Consider the following 19,352-nt stretch of genomic DNA (forward strand, 5'->3'; position numbering starts at 1 on the left):
CTGAGTCTGATGTTGGAAACCATCGGCCAGCTCTACGAGATCCAAGCCGAGATCGGAGAGCGGACGCTTCCTTCCGGCCATGTCGGTCTCATGGCGCGACACCAACCACGCGATCGTTCAGCATGTGAATACGTCGCGCATTGTTTCCTGCTTGGTATCCTGTTTAGCCTTTAGTTTAACTGGGACAGTATCGCATGCCAAGACGAACCATTCTGAGGGTTGGCAGACAAACGTGAAAAATTCCCCAGAAACACGCCCAACCCATTGAATTGCCTAATTTTAAGGTAGGTTTTTATTTAACTTCATCTTCAACACCCGCGGCTCGTCTGAGCTTTGAACTCTCCTTAAGGGGCAAGCTCGGCCAGTTTCAAATCAAATAGAGGGTTGGCAGACAAACGTGAAAAAAAGTCCGAAAATAGCCACAAAGCGCTGAAATAGAGCCTGTAAATAAATTTGTGTATTTGCCTGCACCATTCCGCACGAACCAGTCCCCATCGCTCGCGTCAGATTGGCTATCCACCAGATTTGACAATTTCTCTGACAGCATCGCGCAGTAGTTAAGTGTCCTTGCCTACACCCACTGGGATTACAAAGTCTTTGTGAAAAATTTACAACCTCTATTTCTTGCGCAAATTATACGCCCCTCTTCATCAAGACCCGTCACATACTCCAACCCTTCGAGATCTGCCTCATCGAAGATTGGATTCCAAAACTCAACAAATGAAAACTCAATGTCAGTATCGCTTTTCGGAATCTTATTGTAACGATACTGGCATTCAGAAAAGCCATCTTTCAATCCAACAAGTAAAGACTCACCAGCACTCACGCGAACAACTATCTCCCTATTTGTCTGCGCCCACATTTCGTATTGATGAGATATCGAAAGATCAAACCTCTCTGCCAAATGATTAACAACTAAAGCCCTGAAGGCGTCCTCAGTTAACTCATCCCACTCATCGCTGCCCTTGTACAGTCCAATAACGGCTAAGCTATTTGCGATAGAAGCCAAAAGCTTTTGGAAGTTCAGAATTATTTCAGTAATGTCCATCATAGTTTATTAAGTATTTTCAGTTCGTCAGCGGATGGCGAGCCAATTTTTCTGAAAGTTTCCCGTGTTGTGCCATCCGGCAAGGGGTTGGTTACCCTCTCTTTCACCCTCTGAGGAGTAATTTCTCGAATAATCCTTCCATTCTCATCTGTTATAAACGCGCGTTTCCCACCTCCTTTCCTGGCGACATCGGCCCCCCTAACGATCGAATTAGGATCGCCACGGAAATTGAGTCGATCCTGGACATTTTTCAATCCTGGAGCCCTATTTGGAGAAACCTTCAGGCCCTTCGTAACATTCGCACCCCTCAGCCCCATTCGCATAGCGGAGCCGACAGCCTTTACGCCCGTCACTCCAAAGGTTCCAGCACCAGAACGATTGATCGAATCGGAGGTTTCCTCCATAGTCGCGACTTCAAGGCCTATACCCAGAGCCTCCAACGCCATAACCCCGAGTACCGGCACAATCGGAAACGCCAGTTCACCGTCCGGGTCGGCATAGCTATACGGATTATTATTCCCGTACGCATAGCGGTTAAAGGAGTGGATATTTGTTTCGTGCCATTTCACTGGGTCAATGCCCGTGAACCGACCGATAGATGAGGTGTACCAACGGGCTTTGTGGTCGGCCAGGCCCGTTTCTTCATCCAGCCAGTTACCGGTGTAGCCGCGCTCGTCGGTATTAACCGTGAGTTTCAATCCCCAGGGGTCGTAGGCCTGTTGCCATACCACGGCTCCGGCACTGTCAGTCGCCGCAATGGGCGAGCCCAGGTGATCGTTGTGATAGTAGGTCACCACCTCAGCGGCGCTGAGGGGCAAGGCGGTGAATATGAGCACGGCCAGGGTGGCCAGCGTGTTCCAGATAGTGCGTGTCATAGCGTTGTCCTCCCTAACCGTTACTGGCCAACCACAGTGGTGTCATCCACCGCCTTGGCGGCGGTTTTCGAATCCACGTAGATGTATTCCTTGAAGCCGCCCGATGGATCGTATTCTCCCAGCAGATCACCCATCACGTACTTCAGCAAGTGGGTAGTGTCTAGTCCTGTTTTGTTGTTTTGTTGTTTTGTATTGTCGCGCCTATCAGTCTGTGATCTTTCTATTGTCGACCACCATAGAGCGCATGCTTGGTTGAGATCTTCATGGACCCCAGCAGGGCGAGCTCCGTCTTAATCGATGTAATCTTCAAACTCCCATTTCCCTATTCGCGATACTTTTTCCGCAACCTCAATCCAGTTTTCACCAGTACATTCCCGTAAAAAATTTTGGATAGTGTCAACAATCTTTTGATAGTTGTATTCTCGAACGATTAGATGATGGCGACCGATTACTACCTCATTCATCCCATAGGTCTCCTCTAACCATTTTGGCGTACATACCTCGACATTGAAGGACTCCTCTCCGTCCACTCCTTCTGGCCCCACCATAACCTGTAAGAGAAACCCAAATTTTTCTGGAACTTCCGGCTGGTAGAGCTTGAGATCGTGAATATCAGGGCTGTGAAGCCGCTTTAATTCTGCGTTCATCGATTAATCCGTAATATCAAGATGGCCATTCGACTGCCAACGAGTTGACTGCTGACCTGGAACTCTCTGCTCAAAGTTTGCCTGGGTTCTATCCAGTCTCGGCTTGTAGCTGGGCGGCCTGTACTGCCTCAGACCATCTTTACTAACCAAGGTTTTGCCATCACTGGCCACTTTATAGCCGTCTCCAACCCAAGCTTTACCAAGTTTGTTGGCCTCGGTTTTAGTTGCCGAACCAAGACCAAAATTACCTTTTCCTCTAGCTGCATCGCGTAATATCCCAACCTCTTTGCCAAGAGACTTGGCCAATCTCCCGCTTTTAATCAAGGCTCCTGCAACCGCGCCAATTGGAACAAATGTTTCGGCATCCTGATACAGAGAACGGGCGAAACCAGCCCCCTCACCGTTATACCCATCGGCCAAGGCGCCGAGGACTTTGTCTCCGTTGAATCCGTTCCCCTGCAGTGCATTGTAGGACTCAACAATCACGCCACCAACGAAAGTAACCGCATTACGCCCATCCCTATCCACATTGCCGTAGGGGTTGTTATTGGCATAGGCGTACCGATTGAAGCTGTGAATATTCGATTCCTGCCACTTCACAGGGTCTATCCCGGTAAACCGCCCGATTGAGGACCCGTACCAACGTGCCTTGTGGTCAGCCAGGCCGGTCTCTTCATCCAGCCAGTTGCCGGTGTAGCCGCGTTCATCGGCATTCGCCGTGAGCTTGAATCCCCAGGGGTCATAGGCCTGCTGCCACACCACGGCCCCGGTACTGTCAGTCGCCGCAATGGGCGAGCCCAGATGATCGTTGTGGTAATAGGTCACCACCTCAGCGGCGCTAAGGGGCAAGGTGGTCAAGATGAGCATGGCCAGCGGGGCCAGTGTGTTCCAGATAGTGCGTGTCATAGTCATGTCCTCCCTAACCGTTACTGGCCAACCACAGTGGTGTCATCCACCGCCTTGGCGGCGGTTTTCGAATCCACGTAGATGTACTCCTTGAACCCGCCTGACTGATCGTGCTCACCCAGCAGGCCGTAGAGCACGTGGCTGACATCCATAGATGTACTCCGGCTGATGCGAGTCAGTGATTGACGATACACATCAGAAATCACGACTCTATATCATTAATTTTTAAATACTGGGTAGATTAGAGAAATAGTAAAATGGTCCCTCTTCCGAAAACTCGACGTCACAAAGCTTCATAGATTTTAGCTGACAGGGATCAAGCACTATGCAATTACTCGAATCATATAGTTTCTGTGATTTTATAAAAAAAATGTCCTTTGTCCCTTGAAGAAAGTTCACTTCTTTCTGGATTAAAAAAAATGCTTCCTCTCTGCTAATTTTCTGTGAGTTGGCGATATCATTTATAACTTCCCAAATGCCACTCTGTTCTTTAGATCCAATGTAAATAGCTTCTTGTGCTTCATTCATAAATCGGGATTCCCCTTAAGAGGAATTCGAACAGTTTCATTGCCCCGGGTAGTTTTTATATATGGTCCACCATGTAAATTTTTACCCCCGGAATATCCATTATTGAGCTGAAAACTATTACCTTTTCCATCAAAATAGCGGATACCGTTGCCGTCTTTTAAAGGCCTTTTAGTCCAACCAGATTGGAGGTACTTCGCATCAGCCATCTTCTCAATATCTTTAAGTTTTGCGCCCCGGAGACTTGAAAGGTCATCAAGAGAGCGAGCTTTGCCGCCTATGGCAGCGAGCTTTGTAAGTCTGGCGCCCTTGAACAATCCTCCCGCTACAGCACCTGCGGGAATGAAGGATAAGGCATCTTGTGTTGCAGCCTTTACAAAACCCTCGCCTTCCCCGTTATACCCATCGGCCAAGGCACCAAGAACTCTGGATCCGTTGAAACCTTTACCCCTGATAGCGTTGGCAGACTCAACAATCAATCCACCGAACGCTGCAACAGCATTGCGCCCATCTCGGTCAACGTAGGCATAAGGGTTATTGCTGGCGTAGGCATACCGATTGAAGCTGTGAATATTCGATTCCTGCCACTTCACAGGGTCTATCCCGGTAAACCGCCCGATTGAGGACCCGTACCAACGTGCCTTGTGGTCAGCCAGGCCGGTCTCTTCATCCAGCCAGTTGCCGGTGTAGCCACGCTCGTCGGTATTGACCGTGAGCTTGAATCCCCAGGGGTCATAGGCCTGCTGCCATACCACGGCTCCGGTACTGTCGGTCGCCGCAATGGGCGAGCCCAGGTGATCGTTGTGGTAATAGGTCACCACCTCAGCGGCGCTAAGGGGCAAGGTGGTCAAGATGAGCATGGCCAGCGGGGCCAGTGTGTTCCAGATAGTGCGTGTCATAGTCATGTCCTCCTTAACCGTTACTGGCCAACCACAGTGGTGTCATCCACCGCCTTCGCGGCGGTATTCGAATCAACGTAGATGTATTCCTTGAAACCGCCCGTTGGGGTGTATTCACCCAGCAGATCGCCCATCATCGTGTATAGAACGTGGGTGTCTTCGGTAGGCGAACTCCGGCTGACCCGGGTATTGGCCCCATCGTATGCGTAATCAATCACATCGGTACCGTTATCAATGGAGGCGAGATTTTTTGCGCCGTCGTACACCATGATGTTCGGGCCATCACTCGTCATGTTGCCCCGAGTGTCGTGGGTGATGGTGTAGAAAAAGGTTGGAAAAACCCGGTAAGTCATTTTGTCAGAGTTGTAGTAATACTCCTGCAGACTGCCATTACGATCCCGTGTGAGAATATTGCCCCGGCCGTCGTAAGTGATCGTCTCAGTCCCCCATTGCCCGGCTGCCGACGTCATTCGGTTCACATCGTCGTAACCAATCGTGCGGTTATGGAGTGATCCGGCGTTGTCGACAATGCTGGTGACGTTGCCAACGTTGTCGTAGCCCATACCCAGATCGACAAAGTCCACCTGGCCGTTATTGGACACCAGCGTATCAGGCCGCAATCGGCTATCCAGGGTTTGGGTGGTCACCACGCCGTTGCCGAAGGTCATGGTATCGACTGCTCCGGAGGGGTGACGATCCACAGACGCCACATAAGGTGTTGCCTGGCTCTGCCAGCCCAGGGCGTTGGTGCCAAAGTTCACTGTGCGCCCACTGGGGTACGTCACTGAAGCCAGATGATCCAGATTATCAATGCCGTAAGTCACGTTGTAGGTGGCGCTTCCAACAGTCAATGATTCGCTTTCGAGGTTGTCATTCTGATCGTAGGTGTAGCTGCGATTGGCTGCCGAGTTGGTTAACGATGTCAGGTTGCTGTTGTCATCATAGGTAAAAGTGGCCGTTGGGGTGCTATCTGAGTAAGAAACGGTGGTCAGGCGGTTGAGATCGTCGTAGGTCCGCGTTTCAATGATACCGCTGGTACCGATTTCCTTGCTCGTCATATTACCGACGTTGTCGCGGCCATAGACCGTGGTTCCTGTCTCCTGATGGATTTCCTGCATCAGGAAACCGCGTGCATCATGAATATACTGGCGGGCGTAGCCAAAAAGGCTTCCATCCGTTTGAATTTCCCCCTGAAAAACGCGGTAGACCTGCCCCAGGCCGTTCCTCGAGATGCTAGTACCGATGCTTTCGGGCGACGAGATGAAGATCAGCCAACTGCCGTCCATAGTGCCATGGCTGGCGATGGTCTTTATGGTTACATGGCCGTTTTCATCCACCTCTCGAATTTCATACCCACTTGGGTACGAATAGGTTTTCGAGGTCTGATCGGGAAAGTCGATGCTCGTTACTCGCTGCAGAGCATCGTAGGAGATAGTTCTGCCCTGAGCGCTGTTGGGGTAGCTCTCAAAGGTCATATTACCCACCGCGTCCCAGGCCTTGGTGACTTCGGTAGTCGTATTGGTGCTGGTGTCTTCACGCTTGATGCCAAGCTCGCGCCAGAAGCCGTCGAAGGAACGGGTTTCCTTGTAGCTCCCCCGGATCAATACGGCCGACTTGTCATCGTAGCTGATCAATACATCTGCGTGTATGGGGAAGTCGATACCGGTCAGGCGGTTCAGGTCGTCCCAGGTGTAGGAGGCAATGTGTCCTTCACCATTTGTGGACGAGGCCAAGGTACCGTCCGCATTGACAATCCGCGTCTCTGAAATGGCTTCGGGCCGATTGATAACCTGAGGTGTGCCCCGGTAATAGTTTGAAAAGGTAGTTACATGATTGTTGGCATCGGTGATCGAGGCAATGTCGCCCTCAGGGGTGTACGTGTAGGTGGTCAGAACGCCCGACTTGTCTTCTGTCAACATATTCCCGGCTGAGTCGTAAGTTCTGTCGGTGACCCACTGGGTGACCGGCGCACTGTTTGGATAATCAATCGTTTCCTGAGTCACCAGACCAAGGACCCAGTCGTTGGCTGAATGACTGTAGGTGCGGGTGCGAGTCCGATCGGAAGTGGCGGTGGTATTGGTGGTTTCAATGATGGTTTGCGGCTTGGCGTACGTATCGAAATTGGAATATTGGGTTTGTACGGAGGTGCCTTGTCGCCAATGCGTCATATTGGTCAGCAGCGGAACCTGCGTATCATTATCAATTCTGCTGGTATCCCGCCCATGCCAGAAGTTTTCATTGGATAGCAGCGTGCTGCTGTACTGGTAGGAGTACTGTTCCAACATCGTTCCTTGAAGGTCGTACACTTCCTCGTAACGCTTGGTGCCAATTTCCCAGACATTGGCGCTGGTGGTGTAGCCGATGTGGTAGAAGGTGCGCTGATGGTCCGGTGCCACCATGTGGGTTTCGTCATAACCATACTGCCCGTTGTAGGCTGGTGTGTAGGTGTAGGACCAGGTGCCCGGCGTTATGTCGCGGCCGCTGTTTTGCTTGCCAGTCACAACCGTTGTTGCCTTCTGGGCACCGAAGTTGAAGTAAACATAGTCATAGTCGTAGTCGATTATGCCGCCGGAGGGATAGGTCACGGTATCGATCGCGAGACTGCCGGCATCACCGTTGGTGGTGATTGGGTAATAGGTGTAGTTCCAGCTCTCACCGTCTGGACGGGTCACTGTGGTCAACTGCGCAAAATCCGGCGTGGTGTTATTGGTGTAGGTGTGGCTGTAACTCCAGGTCTGCCCATTGGCGGTAATGGATGTCAGTCGAGTGTTGTCGCTACCCGTGTTGGCATAGCTGTAATTGACCGAGCGCCCATCACTGGTGGAAATCGACTCGATGTAGGTGATGCTAAACGCATTGGTATTGTAGTCAATGGTCATCCAGTTGCCGTTGGCATCCTCGATGCGGGTCGCGTAGATCTTCAGGCCCTCAGAGTCGTTGGCCCGGTAATCCATGGTGTAGGTGGTGCCATCCGGCGATTTCACAATCACATCGTTGTTGCCGTTGCAGTTAGCACTCCACCACTGTTTGGTAATTAGCTCAGGGCTGTGTTGATCCGCGAGTACCAGCAACTGGCGGCTACCGTCGGCCAGCTCCAGAGAGGGGTTGTCGAGCACATCCACTGAAAACAGGTTCTGACTGCAAACCTTATCAGCGTTGCTGTCTGAAACGGCAATGCGGCCAAAATGCATGCTCCAGCCGTAGCCATAAGGGCTGTATGGCAAAAAGGCGTCTTGGGGGTTGTTGTAGATCCGATTGATGCGGATATCGAAGCCACCGTTACCGGGCACGACGAGATCCGTATAGCTCAGTTGCAGTTGACCAGAAAATGGGTCGATCTCTTCTCCGAAATTCTGGTTGATAGTTTCCTTGAACGGGTTCAACCCTGGTTCTTCGTAGTAATCGCGAATGTTGGCCTGGGCAGTTGAGGCAAGCGCGGTGCATGCGATTAGGCAAGACACAACTCGAATGCGGAATGACATCAGTCACCTCCATGTGGTTTGGGCGTGTTCGGGGCTAGGCATCACTCATGATGCCAAGTGATAATCAGGAGTTCGGATCAGCAATAATTGAGCGAGCCTTGATTTTTTGGGCTTCGTGCTTCTCCATGGTTCTAGCGGCTTTGGGAGCTTTAAGTGACGCCGGCGCAAAAGACGGAAGTCTCTGTTGCGAAGCCTTGTCAAATGATGGGGCTTGTCGTGTGGTTGAAGCCGAATTTCTGTCCGAAGCACCTACCGTAAATGGCAGGTTTTCAATCGCTGAAGCCCCGTCCGGGAATGCATGCGGTTTCTCTGCGACCACAACTGAAGACATCAGTGCGGAGAAAAAAGTAAAACTGATAGCGGTAAATTTCATGTATCCACTCCCTGTGTGCTGGTCAATTTCCGTACAATCCAAGCTAGGAGTCTGCGCGGCAGAAGTGTTTTGAGCAAGTGACCCCGCCGCGTCGAATCACAGTTCGGCCCGAGAACGTATCCACAATATCCAGCCGAATAGAGTCTCGATTCTCTCTATTCAGTCAGTCAAGACGGTTATCAGCGAATGCGTTATCGTAGTCCGATCACTCAGTACGCCCAAGGATCCCTCGGACCCTCTATGTCAGCCTCATCAGTGAACTCATCCGCCTGAGATTAAGCGACAGACAGACCAGATCCCATTCACCCTGCACGGCGTGAAGGCCCCGCAGACTGAACTGTCGGAAGCCCAGAACATGCTTGATCCAGCCGTTGACCGCCTCAACCAGATGTTTGCGCTGAGCGTAAACCGATCGCCCGGTTGCCGTGGCCAGCTTCCCGGCCATCCGGGCGCTGGCCGGATAACGGCTCGCGTCTATCTCTGAACTCTTCTTGCCCTCCCGACGCAGCGAGACATAGCCGTCGATGCTTTTGTCTTCCAGGGTCTGTAGATCTTCTTCTTTACGGTAACCCGCGTCAGCCAGGCACTGATCCGGATAGGTTTCCAGAGTGTCTTTTGCCTGATCCAGCAGTGGTATCAGACAGCCATTGTCACTGGGATTATTGCCCAGGTGGTTGGCGACAATCAGCTGGAATTCACCATCCACGGCCAACTGGCCGTTGTAGCATTGCTGGAACCCGTCCGCCGTTTTCATAATCCGGCTTTGCGGATCGGTAAAATTGCTCTGCTCCTTGTCATCCGGCACCCCGTAATCCCGCTTGAAGTTCGGGCCCCCGCGAGGTGAGCGCCGATCATCGTCCGGGGACCGACCCCGGGCCTTGTCCCGCTCTTTCTGGTCTGCTTCCAATTTCTCTTTGGCAGCACGAATCTTTTCCAGCCGCGCCTGCCGGTACTGAAGCTCTTCAGGCAGTTCATCACCCCGGTTATCCGGGCCGAACTGTCGGTCTTCCGACTGGTCTGTCTGACGTGCCTGACGACAAAGTGCATCGATCTCTTTCGATAAACGATCGCCTTCCTCGCCCATGCGGCCATAGCTCATGGCCTTATGCTTGCTGGCATTAGCCCGAACCTTGGTGCCATCAATCGCCAGTGTTCCCAGCGTGATCAGCTCCGCTTCCCGGGCAATCCGGACCACCTGAATAAACACGGCCTTGAAGGCAACCAAATGGTGTTTGCGGAAATCACAGATCGTGCGATGCCTGGGGAAGTTGCCTGCCGCCAGAACCCGGAAGGCCACGTCTTCTTCCAGCTTCCGGGCGATCTTGCGTGAAGAGAAAACGCCGGTGGCGTAGGCGTAGATCAAAATCTTCAGCATCATTCGTGGATCGAAGGGCGAGTTGCGTCGGCCGTTGCCTTCGTAGCGGGCATAAAACGCACTTAAATCCAACTCCTCGACGACATCACTGACAAAATAGGCCAGATGCCCCTCAGGCAGCCACTCGTTCAGGCTCGGGGGAAGAAGCAGTTCCTGGCCAGGCGAATACGGGCGGAAAGTGGTTCCCATCAGATTCTCCGGTGCTGAAGAATTTTTACGCATTATGCCAGAAGGTGTCTCCTGCCGCGCAGACTCCTAGGCCAAGGCTGATCATTTGTCCAAGCGAATTTACAAAACGACACATGTTTCAATAAACGGACACGTTTTGGCAAAAACCTGTCCCTAGACGATGAAAAGGCAGGGCACCACGCCGTCCTAAATCCGTCATCCAAACCACTCGGACTCCCCCAATGAAAAACACCTGTGACTTGAGCCACAACAGCCTTGCAGTAGGCTTTAAAACACAGTCTGGAGGCATCTCAAGAAACGGGATATCTCAATTTTATGTCGCGGTCACGAGCGATCTGCTCCTTTCGTCAACAGACCGTGTCTTTACGAATGCATTAAGGGGCCCTTCTGATCGTCTCGTCGGAATCGTTGCCAGCGCTCAAACGATCCAACAGCTCATTCTTCACGCTCAGCTCGGTTTCAAGCTGCTGAACCCTCGCTTTCAGTTGGTCGTTCACGCGCTGCTGCTTTTCAAAGGCAGCCTTTGGTTGACGTAACGCTAAGGCTTGCTGCTCTAACCGCACCGTTTTGTCGACCAGACGACGATTTTCGCGCTCCCGCTCGCCAAGTTGCTGCGTCAACTGATCCGACTGCTTTCGAACTTCAGTCACCTCCGTGAACAGCCGGGTAATCTCACGGGTGGCCTGGGTCTGCTCGTCGCGTTTCACGGCCAGGGCTTGTTGCAGGTGGCGTTGCTCTTCCTGGACTTGCTGGATCTGCTGCTCATGCCGCCGCTGATCCTGCTCGCGCTGCTCTTGCACAGAGCCGCGATAGTGCTCTAGTGCCTCGCGGGCATGTCCGTGCTTTTCTTCCAGCGAGTCCACCTGGCGCTGCTTGTCCTGAACCTGCTCAGTCAGACTTTCAATGCGTTGGGCCTGTGCGCGGTTATCGCCTTCGAGTGTCGAGAGCGCCTTCTGAAGCCTGCGGACTTCGGACTGTAACTCATCCCGCTCCTTAGCCAGCGATTCGTTCTGCGCCTGGTGTTGCCGGGTCTCAGCGGTCTGTGCCTTCAGGGTTTCCTGCAAGCTGGCGACCTCGGCCTGGTGGCGCTGTTCAGCCTGTTCGATGGTCTCCTGCGCGTCCTGGCGTAATTGCCGGGCGAGTTGGCCAACCAACTCGGTGACCTGGTTGCTCAGAAGCGCTTCATCATCCAGACGGGTGCTTTCTCGTGCCTCAATCGCTTTCAGATGGTTGCTGATGGTGGTCTTTGAGCCAGTGTTGCCCAACGCGGCGCGTATGGCGTCGATGGAGGGGTGAACATTGCGTGCCAGAAGACGTTTTCGGGCGTCTTCGACCAGGGGTTGGGTGATGCCGCCTCGGGCCATGGTGGTGTCCTCATGCTTATTTCATACCGTATTACGTAATACGTTATTACATACTATATACGTTAGAAATATAGTTGAAAAGAACAACAAAACAAACATGTGATAATCCAGAGTTATCCATTGTGATACCCGTTTCAGCGGCTATACTGACTCACGACCGGTACGATATGGCCTCGGACGACGGCCACGCAGCAGGAGATCACACATGCACACACAAGCCGATCCACTGGATCAGGTGTTTGCCTTCCGGGCGTTTGATTTTCGCAACCGGTTTCCCGCCCCATTACCAAGCTTTCGTGCGGCCCTTGAATGTCTGCAAAGTGAAGACGCCTATTTACCGGACGTTGACGCGGAGATCAGGGCCTACCTCAAAGACGGGCGCTCAATCGCGATTCCAAACAGTTTCTTCTGGGTGGAGCACAAGCAGTTCGGTTCATTGGCTGAGGCGCAAAGCTGGGTTCAAGGCCGTCAGGATAGAGCAGCCACGGGGTCTGCGCTGGACAGGCTGTCTGGCTCACTGATCACCAATCCCGACGATCCATTCGATCAACAGGTGCGCGATGCCATGGCCAAGACGTTCACAAAGATGGTTTCAAACGCGGACAACGATGCTGTGTGCGAGTCGGTCGAGCGCTGGTTAACAGAAGCAATAGCGGCATTGCCGACATCGAACGAGACGGGTGGGCCCAATGACGATTGATCGGTACGTTCGGGCGGCGACCCGCGACAACACCCGACGCAGCTACCGATCCGCAGTCGAGCATTTTGAGGTGACCTGGGGCGGGTTTTTACCGGCAACCGCCGATAGCATCGCTCGCTATCTGGCCGATCATGCCGAGCGGCTGTCGGCCGCCACCCTGAAGCAGCGCCTGGCGGCGCTGGCACGCTGGCATCGGGACCAGGGGTTCCCAGACCCGACCAAAGCCCCGCTGGTACGCACGGTCCTGAAGGGCATTCGCGAAGAACATCCGTACCGGCAAAAACAGGCCAAGCCCCTGGCCATCACCCAGCTCCAGCTATTGGATCAGTGGCTGGCCGGGCAGATCGCGCAGGCCCGTCAGCACGACGCACGGCGTCTCGGGGTCTGGTTGCGTAACCGGGCGATGGTCCTGCTCGGGTTCTGGCGCGCCTTTCGCAGCGATGAACTCTGTCGGTTAACCATTGAAGACATCACGCTGGCCCCCGGTGCCGGTATGTCCCTGTACCTGCGAAGAAGTAAGGGGGATCGTCAGGCCGAAGGGCGTCTGTATAAAGTGCCCGCTCTGAGGCAGTGCTGTCCGGTCGAGGCCTGTCAGGATTGGCTGGACTTCCTGGATCAACCCAGCGGCGCCCTGTTCAGGGCGATTGATCGCTGGGGGAACCTGTCGGACGTGTCATTGCACCCGAACAGCATCGTGCCGTTGCTACGCCAGCTACTGTCTGACGCGGGTATTGACGCCGTGGAAGCGTTTAGCAGCCATTCACTACGGCGCGGTTTTGCCACCTGGGCCAGCGCGTCGGGCTGGGAAATCAAAGCGCTGATGGAATACGTCGGTTGGCGGGATACCCAAACGGCCTTGCGTTACATTGAAGCCAAATCACCGTTCGAGCAGGCCCTGGTGCAGATTCCAACCGAAGTGGCGTCTTCGGTCGGCCAGCCGCGCCTGGCGGGCGCATCCCAACTGCGCTTACGGGCCTTGACCGTCCAGCTTACCCTGGAGCCGCAGCGTCCGCGAAGCCGCAAACACTACCAGGCCCGCACGGTGATCGAAGCCCATTGCCTGAAACCGTTCGAGGTGGAACACCAGACCGATGGACACTACCGCATCGAGGTGCCTGCAACGTCGGATGAGCATCTGGACGAAACGATGGACGACTTGATCGATGAGATACACCGTATAGCGTCCGACAAAGCCTGCTGGGTGGAGACACTGATCACGGACCCGGCCACCGGGCAGACATGGGATTGAGTCGATCATGAGTGCGATCCAGGATACAGCCTATCCACGGTTTCGGTCGGATATCCCACAACACGAACTCGATGCCGTTTACACGCCCACCCCGAACGAGCAACGCTGGGCGCGTCGATGTGCTAAACAACTTCAACAACGCTTCTTTTTGCTGGTGCACCTGAAGGCTTATCAGAAACAGGGTTTTTTCTGCGCGACGGTTGATTTGCCGCCCGACTTGAGTGGCTACATAGCGAGATGTCTTGGCCTTCAAAAACGGCCGACCAAGATCCAGCAGAGGCAGTATGACCAATCCAGTGCCCGTAATCGCCACATCAATTGGATTCGGGCCTACGTCGGCAGCCGAATTCTGGGCGATAAAGATCGCCTGTGGCTCGAAAACCAAGCCATAAACGCTGCCGAGTCCCGCGAGGTGCTGGCTGATATTATCAACATTCTCCTTGAAGAATTGGTGCATCACCGCTTTGAGATTCCCGGCTTCACGGTGCTTTTGCGGCTTGCCAAGGATGCCCGAGCCACCGTGAATGACCGCTGTTACCGGTCCATCGTCAGCGAACTGACCGACGATACAAAGGCACTGATCAATGACTTGCTGGTGTCGCCACCGGGGATCGAGATCAGCGGTTGGCAGCGTCTGAAGCGAGAAATTCGCAAGCCGACCAATAAAGAGATCCGGTCCTACCTGCAACACCTCAAGTGGCTCAGGGATATCGTCGAGCGATTACCGAGTGTCCATGCCATTCCCGTGACCAAACGGAGGCAGTTCGCCAATGAAGCAAGAGCACTAGATGTGGCCAAGATGGCCCGAATCCCTGCACGCAAACGCTATGCCCTGGCGGTCGTCCTAATCCGGCAACAGTATGCCCAGGCACTGGACGATACCGCCGAGCTTCTGATCAAGCTGATGAGGCAGCTGGAAACCACCGCCCAGCAAAATCTGCTGACCTATCAAATGGAGCAGACCCAGCGCACGGATCGACTCGTGTCCTGCTTTAAAGACGTGCTGACCGCCATGGAAGCCGGGCCCAACCCCTGGCAATCACTTCAGGCCGTGGTCGGCGACAAGCGCCAGGAGTGGCTGGATGAATGCGAGGAACATCTGGCCTATGCGGGCAACAACTACCTGCCTTTCATGTTGCGACCGTTTCGCGCCAAACGCAGCCTGCTGTACAACTGTCTGGACATACTGACATTTCAAAGCACCTCCAGCGACACCTTGTCGATTCAACTGATTGAGCTGCTCCGAAAAAACCGTTCGCTGAAAGCCGAGACCCTGGATTTGCGAATCCATGCGCCGGATCTGATCGAAAACGTTCAGCAGACCAAGTGGACGCTCGATAAGTGGCGACGTCTGATTTTCATCCGTCCGGACAGCCTGACGGTTCACCGTAAATATTTTGAGTTGGCCGTTTTGAATCTGGTGAAACAGGAACTGAAGTCAGCGGACCTGGCGGTTGTTCACGGAGATCGGTTCGACGACCATCGGGATCAGCTGGTGAGCTGGTCGGGTTACGAACAGGAAATTGACCAGTACGGGCTGGAAGTAGAGCTTCCCATGGAACCGAAGGCGCTGGTCGGCCATCTCAAGGAACAATTAACCCAAGTGAGTCGCTCGGTGGACGCCGCCTTTCCGGACAATACACACGCCACAATCGAAGACGGTCGCATTGTCATCAAGCGGAATCAGAGGCAGGGGCTGCCGACGAACTGGCAGGCCCTTGATGACGACATCACACGTCGGCTTGGCACCCGCAGCATCGTCGACGTTCTGGTGGATGCGGAGCGTTGGCTTGGGCTGCACCGGGAATTCGGGCCACTGTCAGGCTATGAGGGGCGCGTTGAAGACCCCCGGTTACGCTTCATCGCGACGCTTTTCTGCTACGGCTGCAATCTGGGGCCCTCCCAGACCGCCGACTCTATCAAACAGCTGAACCGCCGCCAGATAGCCTGGCTCAACCTTAACCACGTGACCGAAGACAGGCTGGACCGCGCTATCGTCAAGGTCATCAACGCGTACAAGAAATACGAATTGCCCGGATACTGGGGGACAGGGCGGCGAGCCGCCGCCGATGGCACCAAATGGAATCTTTACGAGCAAAACCTGCTCAGCGAGTACCACATCCGCTATGGCGGCTACGGCGGCATCGGTTACTACCACGTCTCGGACACCTACATCACGCTGTTCAGTCATTTCATCCCCTGTGGCGTTCACGAGGCGGTATACATCCTCGACGGGCTACTTGAGAACCGGAGCGATATCCAGCCGGATACCTTGCACGGTGATACGCAGGCGCAAAGCTATCCCGTTTTTGGGCTGTCCTATCTACTAGGGATCAAGCTGATGCCGCGTATCCGGAACCTCAAGGATCTGAACTTTTACCGGCCTGACCGGCGATTCCGCTACGCGCATATCGAAGAACTGTTCAACGGCCATATCGACTGGGCACGGATTGAGCGGCATCTGCCGGATATGTTGCGAGTGGCCGTGTCCATCAAGTTGGGTAAAATCACGGCATCAACCATACTGAGACGGTTGGGAACCTACAGTCGCAAGAACAAACTGTATTTCGCCTTCCGGGAGCTGGGCAAGGTCGTGCGCACCGGCTTCCTGCTCAATTACATCGACGATGTGGAGCTGCGCCAGACCATTCACGCCGCAACCAACAAGAACGAGCAGTTTAACGGGTTTGCAAAATGGAGCTTCTTTGGTGGCTCGGGCATCATTGCCGCCAACCTCCGGCATGAGCAGCAAAAAGTGGTGAAGTACAACCACCTGGTGGCGAATATGCTCATTCTGCACAACGTCGAAGCCCTCAGTCGGGTATTGCGCGACATGGCCGCAGAAGGAATTGCCATCACAGAGGATGTTTTGAAAGCGTTATCGCCGTACCGAACTCGCCATATCAATCGTTTCGGGGACTACACACTGGATCTGAAGCGACCGGTGGGGCAGCAGCTATTTGATTTGAAACTGGCTGAACTTGCCTCTCAGGGAGCGTCCAAAGCTCGGACGAGTGTTGAGGATGAAGCTGAATAAAAATCTACCCTAAAATTAGGCAATTCAATGGGTTGGGGGTGTTTCTGGGGAATTTTTCACGTTTGTCTGCCAACCCTCAATAAGCGGCAGTGAGCTGGTCCATGCTGGCCCGAATCTGTTGCAGCCATTTTCTGGGCAGGCCCTGCTCGTCCACATCGTAGAAACCGGGAATCACCTCGTGTTCCAGCAAATCGAAGAGTTCCCGGGCGTCCGAAAGGTCATGCTCGCTCGTACTGCGCAGCTCCTCGAAGGTGGCACCGGGGCGGATAGCCCAGCCCACATCGGCGTTCCAGGCTTCTGCCCACCAGCCATCATACTGGGACAGGTTCAGGCCACCATTGACCAGTACCTTCATGCCGCTGGTGCCGCAGGCTTCCCAGGGATGCCGGGGGCAGTTAAGCCATACATCCACGCCCTGGATCAACTGGTTGGCAACGCCCAGATCGTAGTCTTCGATGAAAACCACTTTGCCTTCCACATCTGGTCGTCTTGAAAAGGCCTTCCATCGCCGGATGATCTCCTTACCCCGGTGGTCATAGGGGTGGGCTTTACCTGCAAGCACAATCTGTAACGGCCGGTCCCGGCTTGCCAGTAGCCTGAGCAAACGTTCCTGGTCCTTCAGAAGCAGATCGGGCCGTTTGTATTCGGTGAAGCGTCGGGCGAAGCCAAGCGTAAGGGTTTCATGATCCAGCAACAGCCCGCACGCGGCAGCGTGGTTGTTGGCCGGGTTCTGCTCGCAATGCTGGCTTGAAAGCCGTCGACGGAGGTAACCAATCAGCCGGTTGCGCTGAAGCCGCCTCATCTCCCATAACTCTTCATCCGTGATTGCTGTCATCGGGCAGGACATCGGCAGCGGGCGGCACCATCGGTCCTGGCCACAGGCCCGTGTCCAGATGGCATCGGATTCCGGTGAATCCCAGCTGGGCGTGTGTACGCCATTGGTCACAAAGTCTGCCGGAATATCCTCAATCGGCCAGCGTCGGAAAAACGGCTGGAAGAGAGTCTGCGAAACCTTCTGATGGATGCGGCTGACCCCGTTTATCCGGCCGCTCATATTTAACGCAAGCAAAGCCATATTCAGGCGCTGGTCGGCGGAGTCCGCCCCGGTCATGGCACGCTCGCTGCCCAGTTCCAGAAGTTGATCCGCGTTCAGATCCCGGCCTTCCAGCCAGGGAGCCAGGTAAAGCCGGAGCAGAGATCCGGAAAAGTGGTCAAAGCCGGCGGCCACCGAGGTGTGGGTAGTGAACAGGTTGGTTGCCCTGGTGGCTGTGCGGGCTGTCTGAAAGTCGCTCTGGTGATCCTCCTGCCAGCCGAAGGCTCGCTCAATCAGGGCCAGGGCACAGTGCCCCTCGTTAAGGTGACATAAGCCGGGCTGTCGGCCCAGTTGTCTTAACAAGCGCCAGCCGCCGATCCCCAAAACCATTTCCTGTTGTAAGCGCTTTTCCGGGTCACCGGTATAAAGCTCACTGGTAATCCCCCGGTCGCCGGGCTCATTGCGGGGGTCATTGCTGTCAAGCAGCAATAATTCGCAGCGGCCCACCTGAGCTTTCCAGGCTCGCAAACGCACATTCCGGCCGGGAAAGGGTACAACCACCCTCACCCACTGATCGTCTTCATCCCTGAGTGGCGAGACAGGAAGCATGGTAGGGTCGTTGTAGGGATAGAACTCCATCTGCTCGCCATCGGTGCTGATGGCCTGGCGGAAGTAACCCTGCTGGAAAAGTAATCCCACCGCAGTTACGGGCAGGCCCAGATCGCTGGCTGCCTTGAGATAATCGCCAGCAAGAACCCCCAACCCGCCGCTATAAAGTGGCAGGGATTCACTGATCCCGTATTCCATGCAGAAATAGGCAATGCCTTGCCCCAGATCGCCTGCACAGTCTTCCGAATACCAGGTGTTGGCGTTAACGAATTTGTGGTGGGCCGCCAGCTGTTCGAGATAGCGTTGCTGGAATAAAGGATCCTGCTCGAGTTCTTCGAGCCTTTCACCAGACACACTGTTCAGAACCAGCCAGGCATTGTGGGTGGAATCCCAGGTTTCTTCATCAAGTGCGCGCCACAACTCGTCACTGCCGTGGTGCCAGGTCCACCGCAGGTCCAGTGCCAGACGAAACAAACCGTTCAGGAATTCCGGTAAGGACCGCGGTGTATAGGCTGCTAGGGTCAAGGCTGACGTCCTGTCAGATCAGAGATAACATCAATGAGTGGTGTAACCGCCATCAATAATCACCAGTTCATTACCTTCGAGTCGTGCCATGAAAATCCTCCTTGATGATTTCAGTAGGCTTGCCGGCGAACCGGAAAATAGTTCATCGGCATAGGATGTTTTTTCAGCCAGCAGATTAACGAGGAGACGGTAAAGCTGTCGTTCTCAACGCCTTCGAAATCCACGCCAAGCCCTTTGTCTGATTTGCGGACAACATGGGCTTTCAGCCTTCGGCACTGCTTTTCCTGTTTGTCGGGAAAACGAAATTCGAGTTCGACGGTCTGGTTTAACTGCACATCGGTGTAATCTGTCGCAATGAAGAGGCCCCGCTTTGAGGCGTCCCGGATCTGACCGGTTGCTACGGGCATTCCGCGTTTATACACCAGCAGGCGAAGCTTTCCGTGAACGCGTTTACTGAGTCTGTGTTCCATGTACCCTCCCCCGGTGACTCATCAAGAACGCCAATTGTTGAAGCTG

16 protein-coding genes are annotated in these 19,352 nt (G+C 54.1%); 3 read left to right on the plus strand and 13 right to left on the minus strand.

Going from position 1 to position 19,352, the window contains the following annotated elements; translation table 11 throughout:
- Window positions 1-586: 586 nt before the first annotated feature.
- The 11 genes from NLK58_RS02510 to NLK58_RS02560 form a co-directional block, all read right to left on the minus strand.
- The gene (locus NLK58_RS02510) at window positions 587-1,051 is read right to left on the minus strand and encodes a hypothetical protein (RefSeq protein ID WP_341581977.1); all 465 of its coding nucleotides are present in this window, start codon (window positions 1,049-1,051) and stop codon (window positions 587-589) included.
- On the minus strand, window positions 1,048-1,923 hold the full coding sequence (locus tag NLK58_RS02515; RefSeq protein WP_341581978.1) for an RHS repeat-associated core domain-containing protein: 876 nt from the start codon (window positions 1,921-1,923) through the stop codon (window positions 1,048-1,050). The genes NLK58_RS02510 and NLK58_RS02515 overlap by 4 nt, the downstream gene beginning before the upstream one ends.
- 20 nt (window positions 1,924-1,943) lie before the next feature.
- Window positions 1,944-2,072 carry a hypothetical protein gene (locus tag NLK58_RS02520; RefSeq protein WP_341581979.1) on the minus strand — a complete coding sequence of 43 codons (129 nt, stop codon included), beginning with the start codon at window positions 2,070-2,072 and terminating at the stop codon, window positions 1,944-1,946.
- A 141-nt stretch (window positions 2,073-2,213) separates the two neighbouring features.
- Window positions 2,214-2,570: an immunity 8 family protein gene (locus NLK58_RS02525; protein WP_341581980.1), complete on the minus strand. Its 357-nt coding sequence runs from the start codon at window positions 2,568-2,570 to the stop codon at window positions 2,214-2,216.
- A 3-nt stretch (window positions 2,571-2,573) separates the two neighbouring features.
- Window positions 2,574-3,476: an RHS repeat-associated core domain-containing protein gene (locus NLK58_RS02530; protein ID WP_341581981.1), complete on the minus strand. Its 903-nt coding sequence runs from the start codon at window positions 3,474-3,476 to the stop codon at window positions 2,574-2,576.
- A 20-nt stretch (window positions 3,477-3,496) separates the two neighbouring features.
- Window positions 3,497-3,628, minus strand: coding sequence for a hypothetical protein (locus NLK58_RS02535; RefSeq protein WP_341581982.1), 132 nt, complete (start codon window positions 3,626-3,628; stop codon window positions 3,497-3,499).
- Window positions 3,629-4,000: 372 nt separating this feature from the next.
- A complete protein-coding gene (locus NLK58_RS02540) occupies window positions 4,001-4,900 on the minus strand; it encodes an RHS repeat-associated core domain-containing protein (RefSeq protein ID WP_341581983.1) in 900 nt (299 codons plus the stop codon).
- Window positions 4,901-4,920: 20 nt separating this feature from the next.
- Window positions 4,921-8,382, minus strand: a complete 3,462-nt coding sequence (locus NLK58_RS02545; RefSeq protein ID WP_341581984.1) for a hypothetical protein — start codon at window positions 8,380-8,382, stop codon at window positions 4,921-4,923.
- A 64-nt stretch (window positions 8,383-8,446) separates the two neighbouring features.
- A complete protein-coding gene (locus tag NLK58_RS02550; protein WP_341581985.1) occupies window positions 8,447-8,755 on the minus strand; it encodes a hypothetical protein in 309 nt (102 codons plus the stop codon).
- Between the two features lie 238 nt (window positions 8,756-8,993).
- The gene (locus tag NLK58_RS02555) at window positions 8,994-10,319 is read right to left on the minus strand and encodes an IS1182 family transposase (protein ID WP_341581986.1); all 1,326 of its coding nucleotides are present in this window, start codon (window positions 10,317-10,319) and stop codon (window positions 8,994-8,996) included.
- A 374-nt stretch (window positions 10,320-10,693) separates the two neighbouring features.
- Window positions 10,694-11,683, minus strand: a complete 990-nt coding sequence (locus NLK58_RS02560; RefSeq protein ID WP_300497777.1) for a DNA-binding protein — start codon at window positions 11,681-11,683, stop codon at window positions 10,694-10,696.
- 205 nt (window positions 11,684-11,888) lie between these two features.
- Between NLK58_RS02560 and NLK58_RS02565 the strand changes: the two genes are divergently transcribed.
- The 3 genes from NLK58_RS02565 to NLK58_RS02575 are packed head-to-tail and all read left to right on the plus strand — an operon-like array spanning window position 11,889 to window position 16,669.
- Complete coding sequence (locus NLK58_RS02565; RefSeq protein ID WP_036207242.1) at window positions 11,889-12,383, plus strand: hypothetical protein; 495 nt, start codon at window positions 11,889-11,891, stop codon at window positions 12,381-12,383.
- Window positions 12,373-13,632, plus strand: a complete 1,260-nt coding sequence (locus tag NLK58_RS02570) for a site-specific integrase (protein ID WP_036207245.1) — start codon at window positions 12,373-12,375, stop codon at window positions 13,630-13,632. Before NLK58_RS02565 ends, NLK58_RS02570 begins: the two co-directional genes overlap by 11 nt.
- 7 nt (window positions 13,633-13,639) lie before the next feature.
- Window positions 13,640-16,669, plus strand: a complete 3,030-nt coding sequence (locus tag NLK58_RS02575) for a Tn3 family transposase (RefSeq protein ID WP_341581987.1) — start codon at window positions 13,640-13,642, stop codon at window positions 16,667-16,669.
- 76 nt (window positions 16,670-16,745) lie between these two features.
- Here the strand turns inward: NLK58_RS02575 and glgP are convergent, their stop codons facing one another.
- Window positions 16,746-18,836 (minus strand): alpha-glucan family phosphorylase, encoded by a 2,091-nt coding sequence (gene glgP, locus NLK58_RS02580; protein WP_341581988.1) that lies wholly within the window; start codon window positions 18,834-18,836, stop codon window positions 16,746-16,748.
- Between the two features lie 110 nt (window positions 18,837-18,946).
- Complete coding sequence (locus NLK58_RS02585; protein WP_341581989.1) at window positions 18,947-19,306, minus strand: PilZ domain-containing protein; 360 nt, start codon at window positions 19,304-19,306, stop codon at window positions 18,947-18,949.
- Window positions 19,307-19,352: the final 46 nt, after the last annotated feature.

Source organism: Marinobacter metalliresistant (assembly GCF_038098645.1).
In the GTDB taxonomy this organism is placed as follows: Bacteria; Pseudomonadota; Gammaproteobacteria; order Pseudomonadales; family Oleiphilaceae; genus Marinobacter; species Marinobacter metalliresistant.

Coding starts and splice junctions, on each gene's coding strand:
- NLK58_RS02575 (WP_341581987.1), top strand. CDS start 13,640: ATGAGTGCGATCCAGGATACAGCCTATCCACGGTTTCGGTCGGATATC.
- NLK58_RS02585 (WP_341581989.1), bottom strand. CDS start 19,306: ATGGAACACAGACTCAGTAAACGCGTTCACGGAAAGCTTCGCCTGCTG.
- NLK58_RS02540 (WP_341581983.1), bottom strand. CDS start 4,900: ATGACACGCACTATCTGGAACACACTGGCCCCGCTGGCCATGCTCATC.
- NLK58_RS02515 (WP_341581978.1), bottom strand. CDS start 1,923: ATGACACGCACTATCTGGAACACGCTGGCCACCCTGGCCGTGCTCATA.
- NLK58_RS02555 (WP_341581986.1), bottom strand. CDS start 10,319: ATGGGAACCACTTTCCGCCCGTATTCGCCTGGCCAGGAACTGCTTCTT.
- NLK58_RS02510 (WP_341581977.1), bottom strand. CDS start 1,051: ATGATGGACATTACTGAAATAATTCTGAACTTCCAAAAGCTTTTGGCT.
- NLK58_RS02535 (WP_341581982.1), bottom strand. CDS start 3,628: ATGGATGTCAGCCACGTGCTCTACGGCCTGCTGGGTGAGCACGATCAG.
- NLK58_RS02545 (WP_341581984.1), bottom strand. CDS start 8,382: ATGTCATTCCGCATTCGAGTTGTGTCTTGCCTAATCGCATGCACCGCG.
- NLK58_RS02530 (WP_341581981.1), bottom strand. CDS start 3,476: ATGACACGCACTATCTGGAACACACTGGCCCCGCTGGCCATGCTCATC.
- NLK58_RS02525 (WP_341581980.1), bottom strand. CDS start 2,570: ATGAACGCAGAATTAAAGCGGCTTCACAGCCCTGATATTCACGATCTC.
- NLK58_RS02560 (WP_300497777.1), bottom strand. CDS start 11,683: ATGGCCCGAGGCGGCATCACCCAACCCCTGGTCGAAGACGCCCGAAAA.
- NLK58_RS02565 (WP_036207242.1), top strand. CDS start 11,889: ATGCACACACAAGCCGATCCACTGGATCAGGTGTTTGCCTTCCGGGCG.
- NLK58_RS02550 (WP_341581985.1), bottom strand. CDS start 8,755: ATGAAATTTACCGCTATCAGTTTTACTTTTTTCTCCGCACTGATGTCT.
- NLK58_RS02570 (WP_036207245.1), top strand. CDS start 12,373: ATGACGATTGATCGGTACGTTCGGGCGGCGACCCGCGACAACACCCGA.